This window comes from Oxalobacteraceae sp. CFBP 8761 (genome assembly GCA_014841595.1).
GTDB lineage: Bacteria > Pseudomonadota > Gammaproteobacteria > Burkholderiales > Burkholderiaceae_D > Telluria.
In genome coordinates, this window is sequence record JACYUE010000002.1 from 572,200 (window position 1) to 591,677 (window position 19,478).

At 63.3% G+C, this 19,478-nt stretch carries 17 protein-coding genes and 1 tRNA gene; 11 read left to right on the forward strand and 7 right to left on the reverse strand.

Annotated features, from left to right (window positions below):
* Positions 1–18 precede the first annotated feature (18 nt).
* A complete protein-coding gene (locus tag IFU00_14910; protein MBD8543572.1) occupies positions 19–2,775 on the reverse strand; it encodes a polysaccharide deacetylase family protein in 2,757 nt (918 codons plus the stop codon).
* A gap of 112 nt (positions 2,776–2,887) precedes the next feature.
* On the opposite strand from IFU00_14910, the gene IFU00_14915 reads away from it, so the two are divergent.
* Both IFU00_14915 and IFU00_14920 read left to right on the forward strand, forming a co-directional pair.
* Positions 2,888–2,978 (forward strand) — tRNA-Ser (locus tag IFU00_14915).
* A 289-nt stretch (positions 2,979–3,267) separates the two neighbouring features.
* Positions 3,268–4,026 carry an acyltransferase gene (locus IFU00_14920; protein ID MBD8543573.1) on the forward strand — a complete coding sequence of 253 codons (759 nt, stop codon included), beginning with the start codon at positions 3,268–3,270 and terminating at the stop codon, positions 4,024–4,026.
* A gap of 102 nt (positions 4,027–4,128) precedes the next feature.
* Here IFU00_14920 and IFU00_14925 read toward each other — a convergent pair whose 3' ends face one another.
* Genes IFU00_14925 through IFU00_14935 form a run of 3 tightly spaced genes read right to left on the reverse strand, consistent with a single transcriptional unit; the run spans position 4,129 to position 5,904 of the window.
* Positions 4,129–4,815, reverse strand: a complete 687-nt coding sequence (locus IFU00_14925; GenBank protein MBD8543574.1) for a dihydrofolate reductase family protein — start codon at positions 4,813–4,815, stop codon at positions 4,129–4,131.
* Positions 4,816–4,864: 49 nt separating this feature from the next.
* Positions 4,865–5,728, reverse strand: a complete 864-nt coding sequence (locus IFU00_14930) for an SDR family NAD(P)-dependent oxidoreductase (GenBank protein ID MBD8543575.1) — start codon at positions 5,726–5,728, stop codon at positions 4,865–4,867.
* Positions 5,728–5,904: a DUF3606 domain-containing protein gene (locus IFU00_14935; GenBank protein MBD8543576.1), complete on the reverse strand. Its 177-nt coding sequence runs from the start codon at positions 5,902–5,904 to the stop codon at positions 5,728–5,730. The genes IFU00_14930 and IFU00_14935 overlap by 1 nt, the downstream gene beginning before the upstream one ends.
* Before the next feature lie 325 nt (positions 5,905–6,229).
* Here IFU00_14935 and IFU00_14940 point away from each other — a divergent pair, with 325 nt between their 5' ends.
* The 5 genes from IFU00_14940 (at position 6,230) to IFU00_14960 (ending at position 11,942) form a co-directional block, all read left to right on the forward strand.
* Positions 6,230–7,072 carry a PEPxxWA-CTERM sorting domain-containing protein gene (locus IFU00_14940; GenBank protein ID MBD8543577.1) on the forward strand — a complete coding sequence of 281 codons (843 nt, stop codon included), beginning with the start codon at positions 6,230–6,232 and terminating at the stop codon, positions 7,070–7,072.
* Positions 7,073–7,167: 95 nt separating this feature from the next.
* Entirely contained in the window at positions 7,168–7,998 is an 831-nt protein-coding gene (locus IFU00_14945) for a sterol desaturase family protein (GenBank protein ID MBD8543578.1), read from the forward strand.
* Between the two features lie 94 nt (positions 7,999–8,092).
* The gene (locus tag IFU00_14950) at positions 8,093–9,652 is read left to right on the forward strand and encodes a TerC family protein (GenBank protein MBD8543579.1); all 1,560 of its coding nucleotides are present in this window, start codon (positions 8,093–8,095) and stop codon (positions 9,650–9,652) included.
* Between the two features lie 38 nt (positions 9,653–9,690).
* On the forward strand, positions 9,691–10,998 hold the full coding sequence (locus IFU00_14955) for a VWA domain-containing protein (protein MBD8543580.1): 1,308 nt from the start codon (positions 9,691–9,693) through the stop codon (positions 10,996–10,998).
* Positions 10,999–11,147: 149 nt separating this feature from the next.
* A complete protein-coding gene (locus IFU00_14960; protein MBD8543581.1) occupies positions 11,148–11,942 on the forward strand; it encodes a fatty acid desaturase in 795 nt (264 codons plus the stop codon).
* Here IFU00_14960 and IFU00_14965 read toward each other — a convergent pair.
* From IFU00_14965 to IFU00_14975, 3 genes are all read right to left on the reverse strand, one after another.
* Positions 11,878–13,443 (reverse strand): PepSY domain-containing protein, encoded by a 1,566-nt coding sequence (locus IFU00_14965; protein MBD8543582.1) that lies wholly within the window; start codon positions 13,441–13,443, stop codon positions 11,878–11,880. The genes IFU00_14960 and IFU00_14965 overlap by 65 nt on opposite strands.
* A gap of 13 nt (positions 13,444–13,456) precedes the next feature.
* Positions 13,457–15,604 (reverse strand): TonB-dependent receptor, encoded by a 2,148-nt coding sequence (locus IFU00_14970; protein ID MBD8543583.1) that lies wholly within the window; start codon positions 15,602–15,604, stop codon positions 13,457–13,459.
* A gap of 98 nt (positions 15,605–15,702) precedes the next feature.
* Positions 15,703–16,104: a DUF2946 domain-containing protein gene (locus IFU00_14975; protein ID MBD8543584.1), complete on the reverse strand. Its 402-nt coding sequence runs from the start codon at positions 16,102–16,104 to the stop codon at positions 15,703–15,705.
* 134 nt (positions 16,105–16,238) lie between these two features.
* Between IFU00_14975 and waaF the strand changes: the two genes are divergently transcribed.
* From waaF to IFU00_14995, 4 genes are all read left to right on the forward strand, one after another.
* The gene (waaF, locus tag IFU00_14980) at positions 16,239–17,261 is read left to right on the forward strand and encodes a lipopolysaccharide heptosyltransferase II (GenBank protein MBD8543585.1); all 1,023 of its coding nucleotides are present in this window, start codon (positions 16,239–16,241) and stop codon (positions 17,259–17,261) included.
* Between the two features lie 34 nt (positions 17,262–17,295).
* Complete coding sequence (gene rfaD / locus IFU00_14985) at positions 17,296–18,306, forward strand: ADP-glyceromanno-heptose 6-epimerase (GenBank protein MBD8543586.1); 1,011 nt, start codon at positions 17,296–17,298, stop codon at positions 18,304–18,306.
* 185 nt (positions 18,307–18,491) lie between these two features.
* Entirely contained in the window at positions 18,492–19,244 is a 753-nt protein-coding gene (locus IFU00_14990) for a hypothetical protein (protein ID MBD8543587.1), read from the forward strand.
* Positions 19,245–19,375: 131 nt separating this feature from the next.
* Positions 19,376–19,465, forward strand: coding sequence for a potassium-transporting ATPase subunit F (locus IFU00_14995; protein MBD8543588.1), 90 nt, complete (start codon positions 19,376–19,378; stop codon positions 19,463–19,465).
* The last annotated feature ends 13 nt before the right edge of the window (positions 19,466–19,478 follow it).

Below are 19,478 nucleotides of genomic sequence, written 5' to 3' on the forward strand. Positions count from 1 at the left end.
CACTGGTCCGCCGCCCCATCACAATCGCTGCAACTGCTCTTTCGCATACGTCGCACCCGCACCGGTCGGCGCCAATTCGAGATACGTGGTGAACGCCGCCTTTGCTTTCTGCGGCTGCTTCGACCTCACATACGCATCACCTAAATTGCGATACGCAATTGCCCGCGACGGATCGATCTTGACGGTATTTTCAAACCAGCGCGCGGCCTCGGCAAAACGATCCTGCTTGTAAAACACGAAGCCCAGATTGTTCGCCGCCAGCGCAAAATCCGGCCGCAGCTTGAGCGCCTCGGTAAACTGCGCCTCGGCCTGCGCATACTGCTTCTCCCGATACAGCTGCAGCCCCAGATCGTTGGCCCGCTGCGCCTGCTGACGGCTTGACACCGGCACCGCCGCCGGCGCCTTGAGCCGCGTTTCGCCGCCTTGCAGGTCCTTGACCACCACGGTGCCCGTTGCCTTCGACGCCTGCGCATCGAGCCGCGTGTTGAGCGCGATCGCATCATTTGACAGCTGCGCCGTGCCAGCGGTGAGGAACTCCGTTTCTTCGGGCAGCTCGAACACGAAGTCGCCGCCTTCCGACCCCGGCAAGCTGCCAAAGGCGGGCGTCTGCTGCGACACGCTCGACACCGCTGGCGCCACATATGCCGCCAGCTCGGTGGCCGTGATGAGGCCGTCGCCATTCAGGTCACCCTTGCCGCCCAGCCCCTGCATCAGGGTCCAGGTAAAGACCGAGTGGCCATTTGGCCCGCCATCGGCCACCAGCTGGTCGGTGCCGCCGGCCGTCAGCATCTGCCGGCCCATGCGACGCGCGTTGTCGCGCAAGAACGACGCATTGGCCGCGCCGCGTGTCAGGCCAAGGCCGCTGTAGCAGGCGTCCATCACGAACAGCGCGTGCTTGGCCGGCAGGCTCTCGGCGATGTTCTGGATTTCGGTCATCGGGATCGCATCGGTGGCCAGGTTGTTCGGGTCGGCGTCGAACGGCACGATGTAGCCGAGATCGCGCCCCGAACTGAGCTTGCGCGTGGCGCCGTGCCCGGCAAAGAACACGAACACGCGGTCGTTCGGCTGCAAGCCGCCGTGGGCCAGGCGATCGTGGAACGCGGCCAGGATGCCCTGGCGCGTGGCCTGTTCATTCTTTAGCGTGATCACGCGCTCCTGCGCAAAGCCGATTTTTTGCACCAGCAGCCGCTCGACGCCCTCGGCATCGCGCACCGCATATTCCAGGCGCGGCCACTTCGGATAATTATCGATGCCCACCAGGATTGCCCACGAATTGGCGTAGCCAGTGGCCGCCGCGCGCGGCGCCGGCGCCGGCGCTGCCTTGTTGTCGACCTTCAGCGTCGCGCCATCCCAGCCGGCAAATTGATACCCCTCGGCGGCCAGGCGTTCGAGAATCATCGGCAGCGCTTTGACGGTGCGCTCGTGGATATCGTGGAACAGGATGATGCCGCGGCCTTCCTTCTCGACGCTGCGCAGCACGCGGTCGGCGATCGACGACGGGACCGGATCAGCCCAGTCGAGCGAATCGATATTCCACATCATCGATGTGAGCTGCGCATCGGCTAGCAATTGCATGCCTTCGCGATTGCGCGCGCCGTACGGAAAGCGAAACAGCGACGAGCGTTGCGGATCGACCGCCTTGAGCAGTGTGTCGGTATCGAGGATTTCGGATTTTAGTTTCGCGCCCGTCTGCTTCGATAGCTGCGCATGCGTGAGGCTGTGATTGGCCAGCACGTAACCGGCGTCCTTGAGCTTGCGGCTCACCTGGGCATTGGCGCTCAGCTTGGCCGCACCCTGCGCATCGAGCGCGCCCAGGTTACGCCCGACGTTGAAGAAGATCGCCGGCGCGTTGTACTGCTTGAGGATCGCGGCGATTTCTTCGCTGTAGCGGCGGTGCGGGCCATCGTCGAAGGTCAGCAGTACGGTCTTTTTCGGAAGCGACTTGCCGAAGATTTCAGCGCCTTCGCGCCCGGCCTGCGCTGGCGCGGCCGGCTCGGGGGCAGCCGGTTCCGGCTCGGGCGCAGCGGGGTAGGGCAGCACGACGCCGTATTCCTTCAGGATGCGTTCGCGCGTGTAGAGCTTTTTCAGGTAGGCGATGTAGCTGTCCCACTTCTCGCGTTTCAGCTCGATCGCGCGGGTATCGTAGCGCCCGAAGATCGCGCGGATCTCCTTCTCGTAATTACGCTCGATCTCGGCCAGCGCGTCGAGGTCTTCCGAGATCCGCTTGTGCAGCTTGATCGCGGCGAGCGACGAATCGCTGGCGATCTGCGCCTGCAGGCTGCGCAGGGTTTCGCGAAACGCCAGGCGGTCGGCGTCGTACAGGCCGTTGCCCGACTCGATGTAGTCGAGCAGGGTGCTGATGGCGTCGAAGCGGCGCGGGTTGTTCGACGCGATCAGGGTGGCCAGCGCCGTCTCGACGCGACCGATGCGTTCCTGGTTTTCGTGGAACAGCTGCTGGCCGATGCGGTTCGCCTGGGCACGCTCGGCGGCGGGCAGGGTGGCCTCGTCGTGGGTGAGCACGATGATCTTGCGGTAGGCGTCGAGCATGGCGCGCAGCTCGGTTGCGATGGCGCTGGCGTCTTGCGTGCTGGTGGCGGTTGCGGGGGTAGGCTTTGTTTCTGGCGCCTCGGTGGGAGTGCGGTTCACGAGCCAGGAGCCGGCGCCGGCGCCAGCAGCGGCCACGGCAAAGATGATGAGATATAGTGATGTGCGTTTCACGACGTATCCGTTGCGGGTAGCGTGCCGGATGGGCAGGCCAGCCGGGAACGATACCATTCGTGGGTGGTTGGGGGGAAGGGCCTCGCCCGACCGTTGTCAGGTCGGTCTTGTACTACCAGGAATTGTTGTTATAATGAGCGGCTTCGTGGAACGCACACGTCGACCATCAGGAGAGATGGATGAGTGGTTTAAGTCGCACGCCTGGAAAGCGTGTGTAGGTTCATAGCCTACCGGGGGTTCGAATCCCCCTCTCTCCGCCAAAAATACTGAAAAGCCCCTGTGAAGGGGCTTTTTCAATTCTGCCTACCCCCATCTCTACCAACACAAGCCGGGGTCAGGTCTGACAAACGGACACGGCCTGAACTGTAGTGCGGCATATTCGCCCTTAAGGCAGAGCTTGTGTCCGAATGTCAGACCTGACCCCGGCTATGTGTCCGAATGTCAGACCTGACCCCGGCTACGTTTTTAGAGCTTGTGTCCGAATGTCAGACCTGACCCCGGCTACGTTTTTAGAGCTTGTGTCCGAATGTCAGACCTGACCCCGGCTACGTGACCCCGGCTACGTACCTGTCAGACTGGCGCGTCGTCGACAGCCTGCAAGCGATTTTCCTCGCCGTCGCGAAGTGGTTGTTGTTCACGATTCCTACCGCAGCGCCACTCAACGGCCATACCGATTCCTGGATCATCATGGCTGGCGTGACGTGGTCGCTCCGCTACGAGTGGTGTTTCTATCTGGCCCTGCCATTGATTTCGCTGGCTGTAGGGCAACGTCCAGGTTGGCTCTTGCTGCTGGTTTCGGTCGCAGCACTCATCATCGGCTGGCGGATCGGATTGAATAGTCGATTCGCAGCCGTATTTGTAGGTGGCATCCTGGCAGCGTATCTGGTGCGTGATCCAAGATTTACGCGATTCTGTGAAAAAAAGGTGGCATCGGTATTGGTGCTGCTTTGCTTTGCTGCAGCCCTTCAATTCGACAATCTGCTGCAGCTTGCGCCGTGTATCGCGCTGATCACCGCCTTCTGCGTGATTGCCGGCGGTGCAAATATGTTCGGCCTGCTCTCGTTGCCGACATCTCACAGGCTCGGCGAACTCGCTTACGGCATCTATTTAATCCACGGCATCGTGCTATTTACGGCGATAAATTTTGTTGTCGGCAAAGATGTCGCGGCTGATATGTCGGTGCCAATATACTGGATGTTTGTTGCGGTGCTGGCGCTGATCACTCTGGCCCTGTCTGGCATGGCATACCACTATGTCGAGAAGCCAGGGATCTCTCTGGGCAAGCGACTTCGCAAGCGAAGCACATGATCCCTGGCCGGCCCTGATGGTCTCAGGCCCTCAATCCATCCAGACAGACCGTGGACCCAACGCTCGCGCGCGTTGATCAATGATCACCGCGCGCCGAACGCATCATGATCGCTTGTAGCGCAGCCACACGCCGCCACCGTCCTGTACCTCTGCCGATTCGAGTTTCAGGTAACTCGGCTGCTTCCAGGATTCTTCGGCAATTTCAAACGACGCAGGATGATGGCCACGCCCGTCGATCAGCGGCAGTATCAACACGCTGACTTCATCGACCAGGCCGGCATTGACGAACGAGCCGCTGACGTGCGGCCCGCCTTCGACGATCAGTCGCTTCGTGCCCAGCTCATCGGCCAGGGTCTGCACGACCTGCGCCAGATCGATATCGGTTTTGCCCGCGAAAAAATACGACACCTCGATCGACTGCAGATAGGCCAGATAGTCGTCCGACACGGCCTCCGTCAGAACCGCGACCACGTGGGAGCCGAGTGCTTCATTACTCTTCCAGGCAACCTTGCCATGACCATCGATGGCAATGGCATAGGTCTTCGCATCACGCTTGGCAAAATAGGGCGTACGTGGAATCGGCTCCTTTGCCAACCCTTTCGGATACCCTTCACCATGCGCGATTTCTTCCATGGTCGTGCGGCCACAAATCCAGCCATCAAAATCAAACGTCGCGGCGAGCTTTTCGTACAGCTCGCCCGCAGCGTTCTTGAATGGCCGATCCCAACCATCGGTCAGTGCGTGCCCGTCGATGGATGACATCATGTGGCAAATAACATAGGGTTTCATTAAATTCTCCAGAACGAGACATCAACAAATTGCTCGTCAATTAAAAGGGTCATGCCTCGTCATCAAAGTCGGCAGACAAACTCAGATCACGTTGCATCGAGATGTCGCGAACGCGTTCCTCCAGGCGCTCAACAACGGCAGTGAAACCCCAGGCGCCGAGCACGAGATGCCGTGGCGCGTCGGCGCCATTCGCAATCGTGACCATGGCCTGCGCGGCCCTGACCGGGTCGCCGGCCTGCGCGCCACTCGTTTCTTTCGTCCCGGCCAGGCGTTTTCCCGCCGTATCAGCGTAATCGGCGATTCCACTTGCTGTCTGGCGCAAGGAGCGGCCCGCCCAATCCGTGCGAAATGGCCCAGGCTCGACGCAGGTCACGCCGATTCCCAGCGGAAGTACTTCGGCGCGCAGCGCGTCCGACCAGCCCTCGACCGCATGCTTGGATGCGGCGTAGTAGCCGGACCCCGGATAACCGATGAGGCCAGCGACCGAGGTGATGTTGAGGATGTTGCCCTTGCGCTGCTCGCGCATCAGCGGAAGGACCGCCCGCGTCATGGCAAACAGGCCGAAGACGTTCGTGTCGAATTGCGCACGAATTTCCGCTTCTTCACCTTCTTCGACGGTGCTCTGGTAGCCGTACCCCGCGTTGTTGACCAGGACGTCGATGCGGCCGAATTGGTCGCGCGTCGCAGCAACGGCTGCATCGACAGCTGCCGGACGCGTGACATCGAGAGACAGTGCGAGTACGCGGTCCGGTGCGCTGCGTTTGATGTCTGCAATGGCGTGCTTGTCGCGCGCGGTGACGACCACGCGCCAACCGCGCTGAACGATCAGTTCAGCCAACGCCCGGCCCAGGCCAGTCGAACAGCCGGTAATGAACCAGACCGGCGTGTTGTCCTGCTCCAAAAAGCGCTGCATTACTTCTTCAAGTGCTCGCGCACCTTGGCCGCACTGTTGCCCACCTGGCCAACCACACGCTCCAGCTCTTCCTTGCTGATGCCCAGGGCTTCAGTCCAATAACGGACCTCATGAGCCTCGGTGAGACTGATCAGGTTGCGGTCCGGGTTGCCTTTGTTCGAAAGATTATCTGACATGGGGTGTCTCCTCAAAACTGCAGGATGCGCGGCCAGAGAGTACTAAGTCAGTGCGTGATTTCACGAACCGCTGAACAACTTCATGTAGCAGACCGGCAGGGCATGCCTGCCATCCGGCGGCGCCTTCCTACCTGTCTGTTGTTTTCGCTGCATGCTGTTCGTCCATTGTTTTATGCAATTCGTCCAGCGTGGGTGTCCTGTCACTGCGGTTCGCCAGGTGCTTCGGAAAAAACCCATTCAAAAATGCATAATAGCAACAAGATTGCAATATAAATATTGATCTTGCATATTGAGAACCTGCTAGAATATTTACAGGCAATAAAAATTGATCATCATCCATAAAAGTTTCATTGTCCGGGCCATGTCGATCCCAGGAAAATGCCGCTATCTGTCACCAATGTCGATATTCCACGGAGTCCGTCCCATGCGCATCAAGTCAGTCCTGCTGTTCCTGTCAGCATTCATCACGTTCAGCGCAGGGATCGCCCACGGCAGCCCGATTCTGGTCAAGAACGGCGACTTCGAGTTGACCTCCAAAGGGGGTAACAAGAAGGTCAACGGTACGCATCTTGAATCCGACCGCACGACGCTGACCGGCTGGACCAGCAGCGAAAACGGCGGCAAGGGCGGCGGATATAACTTCGTATTGGATAGTACGATCGCGAACACCCCGCGCTCAGCGCTGTGGCTCGAAGGGAAGGGCAATGGCTACACTGCATCGCCAACCGGCGGCAATTTCTTTGCGTCGGATTCGCAATACCATCCGGGCATGCTGTCTCAACTGATCAGTGGCTTGACGATCGGCACCAGCTACTTGCTGACGTTTGATTACGCGCTGGCGCAGCAGGTCGGTTTCTATGGCGCCAACTACGACAACTTCTGGGAAGTAGGCTTCGGTAGTGCCACCGCCAGCACCGTGCCTTTGAGCATTGCCGACAATGCATTTAGTGGATGGAAAACGGCCACGATGGCCTTTACCGCGACCAGCGCCAGCGAAATGCTGTCGTTCCTGGCCCGGGGCACCGCACCAGGCGCTCCACCATTCATGCTGCTAGATAATGTTGCGTTGAATGCAGAAGTGCCGGAGCCGGCAACGTGGATGCTCATGATCGGTGGCCTGGGCCTGCTAGCCTTCAACGCACGCCGCCGCCGCAACGCACGGGTGTGATTTTGCAGGCCCGGTAGCGTCGCGCTTGCCCACAAAGGCACTTCCCGCTACCGGCTTGCTGTTGGTTGATCCTCATTTCGCACGCTGCATTTGCCATGAACGTTTCCCCCGCCGAATTCGCCGCCACCGTACTGCGCCTGTGCGTCTGGCTGATCCTGCTCACGGCCCTGTTCGTGCCTCTGGAGCGCTGGTTCGGCGTGCGCCACGACGGCCCGAACGGCGAGTTGCGCCATAACCTCGCGTATTACTTCCTCAGCAGCCTGGTGCCCATCGTGCTGCTGAGCGCGCCGATCGCGCTGCTGGCCATGCTGGCCGCCTGGTTGGTACCGGACGCCTTGACCACCGCCATCGCCGGCTTGCCCCTCGCGGTGCGCATGGTGCTTGCCTTTGTGATTGCCGAAACGGGCTTCTATTGGGGCCACCGGCTCAGCCATGAGCTGCCGTGGTTGTGGCGTTTTCATGCGCTGCACCACAGCACTGAACGCATGCATTTTTTGGCCAATACCCGCAGCCATCCGGTCGACATGGTCATCACGCGCCTGTTCGGCATCGTGCCGCTGTATCTGCTGGGCCTGGCCAGCCCGACGGTGGCCGGTAGCGCCGCGCCCGCCGCATTGATCGTGCTGGGCACGTTGTGGGGCTTCTTCATCCACGCCAACCTGCGCTGGCGCTTCGGCCCGCTTGAATGGCTCGTCACGACGCCGGCCTTTCATCACTGGCACCACAGCCGGCACGAGCACATCAACCGCAACTATGCGTCCACGTTGCCATTCCTGGACCGCCTGTTCGGCAGCCACTACCTGCCGCGCCACTGGCCGGCCGAAGTGGGCACGGACACGCCGCTCGCGCCCACTTTGAGACGCCAGTTGATCGAGCCACTGCTGCCAGCACCGACGGTCAAACCGGCCGCCGAACGGTCATTTTGAACGGCGACGCCAATACAACGGCGGCCCCCGGGATATGGTTGATTGACGGCGTGATCGCGTACAATGACGAGCCAATCACTACCAAACACACCTAATGGAATGGCTTTTTGACCCAAATATCTGGGTCGGCTTGTTCACCCTTGTCGTGCTCGAGATTGTCCTTGGCATCGACAACCTGATCTTCATCGCCATCCTGGCGGACAAACTCCCCCCGCACCAGCGTGACAAAGCCCGCCTTGTCGGCCTGTCGCTCGCCATGATCATGCGCCTTGGCCTGCTGACCGTCATCGCCTGGCTGGTCAAACTCACCGCACCCCTGATTGCCCTCGGCCCGCTGACGTTCTCCGGGCGCGACCTGATTTTGCTGGTGGGCGGCTTCTTCCTGCTGGCCAAGGCCACGATGGAGCTGCACGAGCGCGTCGAAGGCAAGCTGCATGTCGCCACCGGCAAGCGCGCCTACGCCAGCTTCGCGGCCGTCGTCGCGCAGATCATCGTGCTCGACGCCGTGTTCTCGCTCGACGCCGTGATCACTGCGGTCGGCATGGTCGACGAGCTGGGCGTCATGATGGCCGCTGTCGTCATTTCGATGGGCGTCATGCTGTTTGCCTCCAAGCCGCTCACGCGCTTTGTCAACGCGCATCCGACCGTCGTCGTGCTGTGCCTGAGCTTCCTGCTGATGATCGGCCTGTCGCTGATCGCCGAAGGCCTGGGCTTCCATATTCCGAAGGGTTACCTGTACGCGGCGATCGGCTTCTCGGTCGTCATCGAACTGCTCAATCAGCTGGCGCGCCGCAACTTCGTCAAGCAGGATGCGCACATCCCGCTGCGCGATCGCACGGCCGATGCGGTGCTGCGCCTGTTGGGCAGCACGCGCGGGATCGAGCCGGGCGACGAGCCGGCCCCGGTGACGAGCAAGCAGCAGAAGCAAAAGCCCGACGAGCCGACCTTCGAGCTCGAAGAGCGCAATATGGTCAGCGGTGTACTGAGCCTGTCACAGCGCTCGGTGCGTTCGATCATGACCAACCGCTCGGACATCTCGTGGATCAATATCGAAGACGATGCCGATACGATCCGCGCCCAGCTCCTGGCCACGCCGCACGGCTTCTTCCCGGTCTGCCGGGGCGAGCTCGATGAAGTGATCGGCGTCGCGCGCGCGAAAGACCTGATCGCCGACCTGGCGCTGTCGGGCGCGATCGATGCGAACCATATCCGCGTGCCGATCATCCTGCCCGATGCCAGCGGCGTGCTCAAGGTGATGGATCGCCTGAAGCGCTCGCACGGCCAGCTGGTCATCATCGCCGACGAATACGGTACCTTGCAGGGTCTGGTCACGCCAATTGACATCCTCGAAGCCATCGCCGGCGAATTCCCGGACGAAGACGAGCAGCCCGTGGTGCAGGACCTGGGCGGCGGGCGCTGGCGCGTGGATGGCACGGCCGATCTTCACTACCTGGAACAGGTGCTCGAGGTGGACGCGCTGGTGGGCGACACCGACGACTACACGTCGCTCGCCGGCCTGATGCTCGAGCGCTTCGGTACCTTGCCGCTGGTGGGCGACGGCATCGAGATTGAAGGCTTGCGCATGGAAGTCGAAGAAGTGCTGGAACGCCGTATCGCGTCGGTGCTGGTCACGCGCATCGCCGATCCGCTTTGACGACAAGTTGAACGACCGTTTTTGACAGGGACACGATCATGCAAGCACTCTCCCGGGGCCAGCGCCTGCCCCTGTCCACGGTGGCGCCAGAGGGCGTCCTGCAGGCGGGCGTGTCGGCCCAGGGCCTGGTGCTCGATGTCGCGTGCTTTGCGCTGGACGCCGCCGGCAAGCTGGCGGACGAACGCTACATGACCTTCTTCAACCAGCCTGCGACCCCCTGCGGCGGCGTGGCGCTGGATGCGGTCGGCCAGGATGCTGCGGGCTTCAGTTTCCAGCTCGTGCGGCTACCTGGTTGGGTCGAGCGCGTCAGCATCGTCGCCAGCACCGAGGGCGCAGCGACGATGGCGCAACTGCAGACCGGTTATTTGCGTCTCGTTGGGCCGCAAGGCGAGTTCGCGCGTTTCACGTTCAGCGGCAGCGACTTTGCCGGCGAGCGCGCTGTCATGCTGGGCGAGCTGTATCGCAAGGATGGCGGCTGGCGTTTCATGGCCGTGGGGCAGGGCTTCAACGGCGGCCTGGATGCGCTGGTGCGCCACTTTGGCGGCGCAGTGGCGGAGGCGGCGCCCCCGGCGCCTTCATCGGTCGACCTCGAAAAGCGCGTGGCCCAGGCCGCACCGCAGCTGGTCAATCTGGTCAAGTCGGCTGCCGTGTCGCTCGAAAAAGCGGGCCTCGCGCAGCATCGTGCCAAGGTCTGCCTGGTGCTCGACATCTCCGGTTCGATGAGCGCCTTGTACAGCAAGGGTCTGGTGCAGAAATTCGCCGAGCGCATTCTGGCGCTGGGCTGCCGTTTCGATGACGACGGCGAGATCGACGTGTTCCTGTTTGGCCGCAACGTCCATCAGGGCGAGGCGATGGATCTGTCGAACTGGCCGAACTACATCAAGGGCATCATCACGCGCCACCCGCTCGAAGGTGATACCCGCTACGGCGCCGCGATCGAAGCCGTGCGCCGCCACTACTTCCCGGATGCGTGTGGTGGCGAACGCCGTGCCGTCGCCAAGGCCGCGGTGCCGGTGTACGTGATGTTCGTTACCGACGGCTCGACGTCCGACAAGCCGCTGACCGAACGCCAGCTGCGCTGGGCCAGCCGCGAGCCGATCTTCTGGCAGTTCATGGGCATCGGCAAAGGGCGCAAGTCCAAAGCGAAAGCGCTGGCCAGCTTCGCCGACTCGGATTTCCCGTTCCTCGAAAAACTCGACGAGCTCAATGGCCGCCTTGTCGATAACGCGGATTTCTTCTCGGTGGCCTCGCCCGACGAGCATCCCGACGCCGCGCTGTACGACCTGTTGATGAACGAATACCCGCAGTGGGTGAAGCAGGTCAGGGCGCTTGGCATGATCGGCTGACGCGCGGTAGAAGGGTTCGCATTTGTCATGCAAACAGGCCCCGAAATACCGCTCTTCTCAATCGTTAGAAACCGGTAGTCGCACGTTACTCTTGTCGCATTGTCAGGACGTCGTTACGTCCACAGACCGTGTACAACAGGAGAAACAACGTGTTCGAAGGATTCATCCAGCTCACCCCAACGGGCGTCGCGCTCACCATGGCCGGGTCGTACATCATGACCGTGTTTGCCAGCGAACTGTATCTGCACCGTTCGCGCAGCCACCGCGCGATCACGTTCCACCCGATGCTGTGCCAGCTGTTTCGCCTGTGGATCTGGCTGACGACCTACGGCGTGACCGCCAAGGCCTGGGTGGCGGTGCACCGCAAGCACCACGCCAAGTGCGACACGGTCGACGACCCGCACAGCCCGCAGATCCACGGCCTCTGGACCATCCTGACCAAGGGCACGCTGCTGTACCGGAAGGCCGCCCGCAACGCGGACCTGATCAAGGCCTACGGCGTGGGCATCAAGGAAGACTGGATGGACGCGCACCTGTACACGAAGCACCGCTTCCGCGGCGCGTTCCTGTTCCTGGCGCTGGAAATGCTGGCGTTTGGCGTGACCAACGGCTTCTTGATCTGGCTGTTCCAGTTTTCGATCCTGCCATTCTGGGCCTCGGGCTTCATCAACGGGATCTTCCACGTGGTGGGCTACCGTAACTTCGAGACGAAGGAAGCGTCACGTAACTTCTTCCCGATCGGGATCATCTTCGGTGGCGCCGAACTGCACAACAACCACCACGCCAACCCGGCGTCGGCCAAGCTGTCGATGAAGTGGTGGGAGTTCGATGCGGGCTGGCTCGTCATCCGCATCCTCTCGTTCGTGCGCCTCGTGAAGATCAACCATGTCGACCGGTTACCGGCGCCGGACTCGGCGCAGGCACGGCGGCACGCGGCGGGTTGACCCCTGCCGGGCGCAGCTTCTTGCCAAGCCGGCGCCACCCGATCACCACACCCGTCACGCTGAGCAGCAGACCACCGACGCTCAGCACGACCAGCACGATGTCCCACAGCGGCCGCCGTTCCAGCAACGGCAGCCAGTCCCACGAATGCAGCATCGCGAACAGCCAGCGGCTGGTGCGCTTGCCGCTGTCGATGTGGCCCAGCACCGCACCCGTATGCGGGTCGAGATGCACCCAGGTCGCGTGCGGATCGTCGAACACGAGACGGAATGCCGGTAGCGGCTTGTCGGCGCCGCCCATCATCGTGTGCGCATCGCGTGCGTAGTAATACAGGTCATACGCAGCCAGTTGCTCGACCCGTGCGACGGGTGCATCGACCAGGTGCGTGGCTGCAGCCCACAGCGCCGCCGTGTCGAGCGTCACCGGTCGCGCCGTGTGGCTGTCCAATACCTGCGGCGCGCCGCCTGCGTGGTACGCCAGCACGCGGTTCTGGCCCAGCACGCGCACCCAGCGCAACTCGCGCACGGCGCCGGTGCTGGCGGCCAGCAGCGCCGGCGGCGCGGCGTCACGGCCCGTCAGCGTCAAGGGCCCGCCCTGCATCGCTTCGATGCGCAGCTTGGGCGCGCCGGTATCGAAGATGTGCCACGGGTTCATCGACATCAGGCCGCTGAAGATCCACGCGATCGTCACCAGCGCAAACAGCAAGCCCGTCACGTGGTGCCAGCGCATCATCGCGCCCGGATACGGCGTGCGTGCGCCGCTGCGGTACGGCGTGCGAAAGCGCCAGCGCAGGATGCCGGCCACGGTGCCCGACAGCGCGGCCGCGATACCGGCGATGGCCAGGTAATTGACGATACTGGTCCAGTAAGGCTGGAACACATTGCCGCGAAACGGATACAGCCAGTGGATCCAGGCACCGGCGTAATTCCACAACTGTTCGCTACGCGTTGCGTCGCGCACGACTTCGCCGGTTTTCCCGGACACGTACAGCAGCGTGCGATCGGCATCATTCACCTCGACCCGGTGCAGCGGGCGCTGCGCATCGAGCCCGCGCGAATGGGTGAAGGCGTCTTCGTCGATGACGTCCCGGTAAAGCACGTTCACGCCGGGGCCGGCCCAGGCGCCAGCGCTGGCCAGCGCATCGGCCGCGTTCACCGATTCCACGCGCGCGCCGCTGATGGCGTCGATGACGATGGCGCCGGTCTTGCCGCTGGCGATCGGCGTCGCCACGTACACGGCGCGTCCGCCACTGGACGCCGCCAGGCGTAACCCGTCCAGCGACCCGGTGACGCCGGCCCTGGCCAGTGCCACGTCTGGTGCCAGCGGCGGGGCGTTCTGCGACAGCGCCGGCAGATGCGCCAGCCGTTCGGCATCGGTCAGCTTCGGGTAACCGACGTACATCATGACGATGCCCGATGCGAACCACATCGCAAACAGCACGCAGCCACCGATGCCCAGCCAGCGGTGGGTCAGGAACAGCCAGCGTTTGAGTTGTGCTTTCATGCCCGACTCCCCGTCAGAACGCCACGCGCAGCGACACGTCCGCCGTGCGCGCCGCGCCCAGGTACGCCATCGTGCTGTTCACGTTGGCGGCGTAGATCCGGTCGGTCAGATTGCGCACGCGCCCGACCAGCGTGACGTCGCGGTTAATCTGGTAGGCCAGGCCAAGGTCGACGAACGTATAGGCCGGCCAGTACAGCGTGTTGGCCGCATCCGCATACACCTTGCCGACCCGGCGCACGCCGACGTTCGTCTGCAGCACTGGCGTGATGGCGTACGACAGCCACAGGTTGGCCACGGTTGCCGGCGTGTTGACCGGCGTTTTCCCGGCCAGCGACACGTTGCCCTGGCGGTAGTTCTGGTATTCGGCATCCACGTACGTGACATTGCCCTGCAGGCCAAGGCGGCGCGTCGGCTGCAGGCCGATGGCCAGTTCGACGCCTTGCGACGTCTGCTCGCCCACGAGCAGGGTCAGGGCGCTGTTGTTCGGGTCCTGCGTCGCGATGTTCTTGCGCGTGATGTGGTACGCGGCCAGCGTCGCCGTGCCCTTGCCATCCCAGAATCCCAGCTTGCTGCCCACCTCATACTGGCGCCCGGTGGTCAACTCGCTGTTATTGCGCACGTCCGCGAACGAGGCGGTCGACAGCACGCCGGACGGCGGATCGGCCGCCGTCGCAGTTTGCACATACAGGTTCATGTCGGGCGTGACGTCCCATACCAGGCCAAGGCGGCCCGTCGTCGGCGTGTAGCTGCGCGCGAAGCTGGCCGGGCTGGCGCTGGTCACCTCGCGGCGGTTGGTCAGGTCGAGTTCAATGTGCTCGTGGCGCAGCGCGGTCACCAGGTTCAGGGTGGGCACCAGCGCCGTGCGGTTCTCGATATACAGGGCCGTGGTCGTGACCTTGTTGTCGCGGTCGGGGCGGAAGCCCGGGCTCATGCCCGGCACCGCGAAGAAGCGCTCGGTGACGAAGTCGTACGGGTCGACTGTGCTGACCGTGGCGGGCAGACTGTTCGGAAAGCGCGTCTGCTTGTTGACGCTGACGTCCAGGCCAAAGGCCCAGTCGCTGCGGCGTGCGCCGATGCGGCTCTTGTAGACGCCGTCGAGGCGGTCGCCCACCATGCGCTGGTCGTGGCGCTGGAGCAGGGCGGCCGAGCGGACCACGGCCGTGTTGGACGGGTTGAAGCGGTAGGTCTCGACATTGCGGTAGTCGCGCAGCGCATCGTACAGATACAGCGTGTTCGTGAACTGCAGCGCATCGCTGACCTGCCACTTGCCGATCGAGCGCAGCCAGTGCACGCGCTGGTCGTACACGCCGTCCGCGCTGTTGTAGTTCTTGAAGCGCGTAGCCTCGAGAATGCGCGCCTGGCCCGCGATCGGATTGGCCAGCGGCGTGCCCCAGTAGGGCCGGTCCACGTCTTCCTGCTGGAATTCATAGGCCAGCGTGTGCGTCACGCCGCGCCCGAACTGTGACAGCAGGGACGCCGCGAGCTGGGTCGAGCGGCTGTCGACGCCGTCGATCGGGTTGCCGGTGTCGCGGTGGTTGATGTCGATGCGCGCATACTGGCCATCGCTCAGCTGGCGATTCAGGCCGACCGATGCTTCTTTCAAGCCATGCGCGCCAAGCCGTGCCTGGGCTTCTGAAAACTCGCGCGCCTCGGCCAGTTTGGTGATGTAGTTGATCGAGCCGCCGACGGCGCCCGAGCCATACAGAAAGCTCGACGGCCCGCCGATGGCTTCGACCCGGTCGATGATCCAGCTGTCGACGGGGCGCGCGGCGATGGTGTACTGGACGTTGATGCCGTTGAACAGCTGGCTGATCGAGCCGCTGCCGAAGCCCCGGTAGCTCACGCCAATATTGCCCGGCGCATTGTGGGCGGTCACGCCGGGGATCGCGCGCAGGATTTCCTGCGTGTCCTGGGCGCCCCGCACGTCGATCAGGGCGCGGTCGACAACCGTGACCGTGGCCGGGGTTTCACGTGCGCTCAAGCCAAGGCGGCTGGCGGTATCGAGCGGCGTGTCGAGGTTGAGCAGGCTGCCGGCGCGCGGTGCGTCGGCCGTGATCTCGACGGTGGGGATGGTCTGGGCGTGCACCTGCCACGGGACGACGAAGGTAAAGCCCAGGGCGAGCGCGATCGTGCGCGGCCGGGTGTGAAGACATGGGGTCATTGCATTTCCTGTGCGCGCGACGAACGGCGATGGCGTGCCGCGCATGGTCCACCGGTGCTGCATGAAGATGCAGCGCCGGAATCAAGGGTGAGGACGGATCAGGAAAGGGAGGGGGGCGGCCCGCGCGATTGCGCAGCTGTCCAGGCGAATTGCGGACGTGGCGCCTGATAGAACAGGGGCGGGTAGGGATCGCGCTCGAGGCTTGCCACCAGCAGTGCGCCGGCGTAGGGCGGCGGCGCCATGGCGGCGTGCTGGTGCGAACAGCACAGGTCACAGTGCGACATGTCGGGCACCGGTGGCGCCGTCGTCTGGCCCGCATCGTCCACGACCAGGACGTGGCGGGTGCCGCTGGCGCTGCAAATCTCGCTCAGGTAAGTGCTGGGCGGCTGGGCGGTGGCCAGGGCCATCGCATGCGACAGTACGGGCGTGAACAGGCCGAACAGGAACGCCACGAGGACGGTCCAGCCAAATAGCGCGCGAGTTGTGCGAAGCCTGTGCATCGGCAAATTATAGTCCTGGCAGCGCGCCGCGAACGACGATTGGTCAATTTGTCCATCTGGCCGGGCGGCACGCCACATCGCGCACGATTGCTATAATCGCGGCCTGTGCCCTTCGCCCAAGATTGATGAACACCATGCAGCGCACCCTTGTGATTTCCCCCAACTGGATCGGCGACGCCGTCATGGCCCAGCCCTTGCTGCGCCGGCTGCGGGAGCGTCATCCCGACCGGCCGATCGATGTCGTCGCGCCCACCTGGGTGGCCCCGGTCTGGCGCGCGATGCGCGAAGTCGACACGGTGCTCGAGTCGCCGTTCAAGCATGGCGCGCTGCAGTGGAAAGAGCGCAAGGCGTTCGCAAAAATGCTCAAGGCGCGCGGCTATGCCGACTCATACGTCTTGCCCAACACGCTCAAGTTCGCCCTGATCCCGTGGCTGGCCGGCATCCCGCGCCGGGTGGGCTACAAGGGCGAGATGCGCTATGGCCTGGTCAATGTCATGCACCACGACGACAAGACCGCGCCGCGGCCGATGGCTCAGTTCTATCAGGCACTGGCCGACGCCCCGGTGCGCGATCTGGCGCGGCCAGAGCGTCTGCCCGAACCGGTGATGACCGTGGCGCCAGCAGAAGCGCAGGCCGCGCTCGCGCGCCTGCAGCTGCCGGGCGGCGCGCACGTCGTGTTTGCGCCGGGCGCCGAATTCGGCCCCGCCAAGCGCTGGCCGTCCGCGTACTTTGCCGAGCTTGCGCAAACGATCCTGGCGCATCGCCCGGATGTACAGATCCTGCTGCTCGGCTCACCGAAAGACCGCGCGGTCTGCGACGAGATCACGGCGATCGCGCCGCAGGCGCATAACCTGGCCGGGTCGACTTCGCTGGCCGAAGCCATCGCGCTGATCTCGCGCGCTGCCGCCGTGGTCACGAACGACTCGGGCCTGATGCACATCGGCGCGGCGCTGGGGCGGCCCGTGGTGGCCATCTATGGCCCGACCGATCCGCGCCACACGCCGCCGCTGTCGCAGCTGGCGCAGATCCTGTGGCTGCACATCGAATGCTCGCCGTGCCAGCAGCGCGAATGCCCGCTGGGCCACCAGAACTGCATGAAGCAGATCCTGCCGCAGGCTGTCTGGCAGCCCTTGCAATCCATGCTTGCCGCCGCGTGATGCGGGCAAGCCAAACGATTTAACAGAGGACCCCATCATGATTCTGGTTACCGGCGCCGCAGGTTTTATTGGCGCGAACCTCGTGCATGCACTGTCAGCGCGCCAGCCGTTCAGCGTGTTCGCCGTCGACAATATGTCGCGGCCCGAAAAATTTCATAACATCGTCGACGCCGAGATTGCGGACTACGCCGACAAGGAAGACTTCCTGGTGCGCCTGAAGGCCGGTGAATTCGACAACAAGTTCACCGCCGTGCTGCACCAGGGCGCGTGCTCGAACACGATGGAGACCGATGGCCGCTACATGATGAAGAATAACTACGACTACACGGTCGCGTTGTTCGAATTCTGCCAGCGCCAGGACATCCCGTTCATCTACGCGTCGTCAGCCGCCGTGTATGGCGCCGGCACCGTGTTTCGCGAAGAGCGGCCGCTCGAGCGGCCACTGAACGTGTACGGCTATTCGAAATTCCTGTTCGACCAGTACCTGCGCCGCTACTGGGCCACCAAGGGCAAGGATGCGGGCAGCCAGGTCGTTGGCCTGCGCTACTTCAACGTCTATGGCCCGCTGGAAGGGCACAAGGGCACGATGGCGTCGGTGCCGTTCCACCAGTACCACCAGTTCCTGAAGGACGGCAAGGTGCGCCTGTTCGGCGCCAACGACGGCTATGAAGCCGGCGCCCAGATGCGCGACTTCGTCTACATCGATGATGTCGTCAAGGTCAACCTGTTCTTCCTGGACCATCCCGAACAGCGCGGCATCTTCAACCTGGGCACCGGCCGCGCGCAGCCGTTCAACGACCTGGCGGTGGCCACCGCCAACGCATTGGCCAATGAAGGCAAGCCGGCCTTGACGCTGCAGGAGATCGTCGACCAGGGGCTGCTCGAATACCTGCCATTCCCGGACAAATTGAAGGGCAAGTACCAGAGCTTCACGCAGGCCGACATCTCGGCACTGCGCGCAGCCGGCTACAACGAACCGTTCACCGACGCGGCCACCGGCGTGGCGAAGTACATGGACTGGCTGCGCGCGCAGCCGGTGCGTTAAGGCCGACGTTTACATCACGTATACACCGGGGGCCAAGCTTTATACCCGGTTTTTACGCCTGAATCGCTAACCTGCTCGTGTTCCATGCGGCGCTATCGTGCGCCGCCTGGGTTCCAACACAACCACGAGCAGACACCATGAACGCATCGATTCAAGCACGGCGCTCCGCCCTGGCGGCAGCCGCCATGCTGGCCATCAGTGGCGCGGCCCAGGGCCAGGTCACCGACACCGTCGCGCTGGCCGAACCTTCCGCAGCCGCATCCCCCGTCACCTTCAACGCCGCGATCACATCGGACTACCGCTACCGCGGCATTTCGCAGACGCGCCTGCAACCGGCAGTGCAGGGCGGTCTTGATTACGTCCACGCCGCTGGCTGGTACGCCGGCGCCTGGGGCTCTACCGTCAAGTTCGCGAAGGACGCCGGGGGCGACGGCGACGTGGAGATCGACCTGTACGCGGGCAAGCGCGGCGAGATCGCGGTCGGCCTGTCCTCGGGTCTGACGTACGACGTCGGCGTGCTGCGCTATCTGTATCCGGACAATGGCCTGGGCCAGGTCGCCGGTTTCGTCAACGCCAACACCACCGAGGTGTATGCGCAACTGGGTTACGGCCCTGCCTACATCAAGTATTCGCACGCCACCACGAACCTGTTCGGCTTCGTCGACAGCGAAGGCAGCGGCTATCTCGACATCGGCGCCAATCTCGACGCCGGCCATGGCATCACGGTGCAGCTGCACGCGGGCCGCCAGCGCGTGGACAACAACCCGGCAGCCGATTACACCGACTGGAAGATCGGCGCCTCGCGCAGCTTCGCGTTGGCCACGGTCGCCGTCGCGTATGTCGGTACCAACGCCAGCAAGAGCGCGTACGCCTCGCCAAGAAACGGCAAGTTCACGGGCCGCGACGCGCTGCAGCTGAGCCTCAGCCGCACCTTCTGAATCCAACCACCAGAATAACAACCTCGCTGAAAGCGAACGTCCATGGATCTCATCTATATCGGCGCGCTCCTCGTCTTTGTCCGCCTGACTTGCCTGCTGGTGAGCGGTTGCGGACTCCTCGGAGGCAAGCAATGAATCTCTCCTACGTGATCGGCGGCCTGGCCGCCTGCGCGCTCCTGGTCTATCTCCTGATCGCCCTGTTCAAACCGGAGGACATGTGATGGCCACCACTGA

Bases quoted from the DNA above. Each gene is read 5' to 3' on its own strand.
- IFU00_14965 (MBD8543582.1), bottom strand. From the start codon at position 13,443: ATGAAAGCACAACTCAAACGCTGGCTGTTCCTGACCCACCGCTGGCTG.
- IFU00_14930 (MBD8543575.1), bottom strand. From the start codon at position 5,728: ATGCAGCGCTTTTTGGAGCAGGACAACACGCCGGTCTGGTTCATTACC.
- IFU00_14955 (MBD8543580.1), top strand. From the start codon at position 9,691: ATGCAAGCACTCTCCCGGGGCCAGCGCCTGCCCCTGTCCACGGTGGCG.
- IFU00_14990 (MBD8543587.1), top strand. From the start codon at position 18,492: ATGCTGGCCATCAGTGGCGCGGCCCAGGGCCAGGTCACCGACACCGTC.
- IFU00_14925 (MBD8543574.1), bottom strand. From the start codon at position 4,815: ATGAAACCCTATGTTATTTGCCACATGATGTCATCCATCGACGGGCAC.
- IFU00_14910 (MBD8543572.1), bottom strand. From the start codon at position 2,775: ATGGTATCGTTCCCGGCTGGCCTGCCCATCCGGCACGCTACCCGCAAC.
- waaF (MBD8543585.1), top strand. From the start codon at position 16,239: ATGCAGCGCACCCTTGTGATTTCCCCCAACTGGATCGGCGACGCCGTC.
- IFU00_14970 (MBD8543583.1), bottom strand. From the start codon at position 15,604: ATGACCCCATGTCTTCACACCCGGCCGCGCACGATCGCGCTCGCCCTG.
- IFU00_14975 (MBD8543584.1), bottom strand. From the start codon at position 16,104: ATGCACAGGCTTCGCACAACTCGCGCGCTATTTGGCTGGACCGTCCTC.
- IFU00_14945 (MBD8543578.1), top strand. From the start codon at position 7,168: ATGAACGTTTCCCCCGCCGAATTCGCCGCCACCGTACTGCGCCTGTGC.
- IFU00_14995 (MBD8543588.1), top strand. From the start codon at position 19,376: ATGAATCTCTCCTACGTGATCGGCGGCCTGGCCGCCTGCGCGCTCCTG.
- IFU00_14935 (MBD8543576.1), bottom strand. From the start codon at position 5,904: ATGTCAGATAATCTTTCGAACAAAGGCAACCCGGACCGCAACCTGATC.
- IFU00_14950 (MBD8543579.1), top strand. From the start codon at position 8,093: ATGGAATGGCTTTTTGACCCAAATATCTGGGTCGGCTTGTTCACCCTT.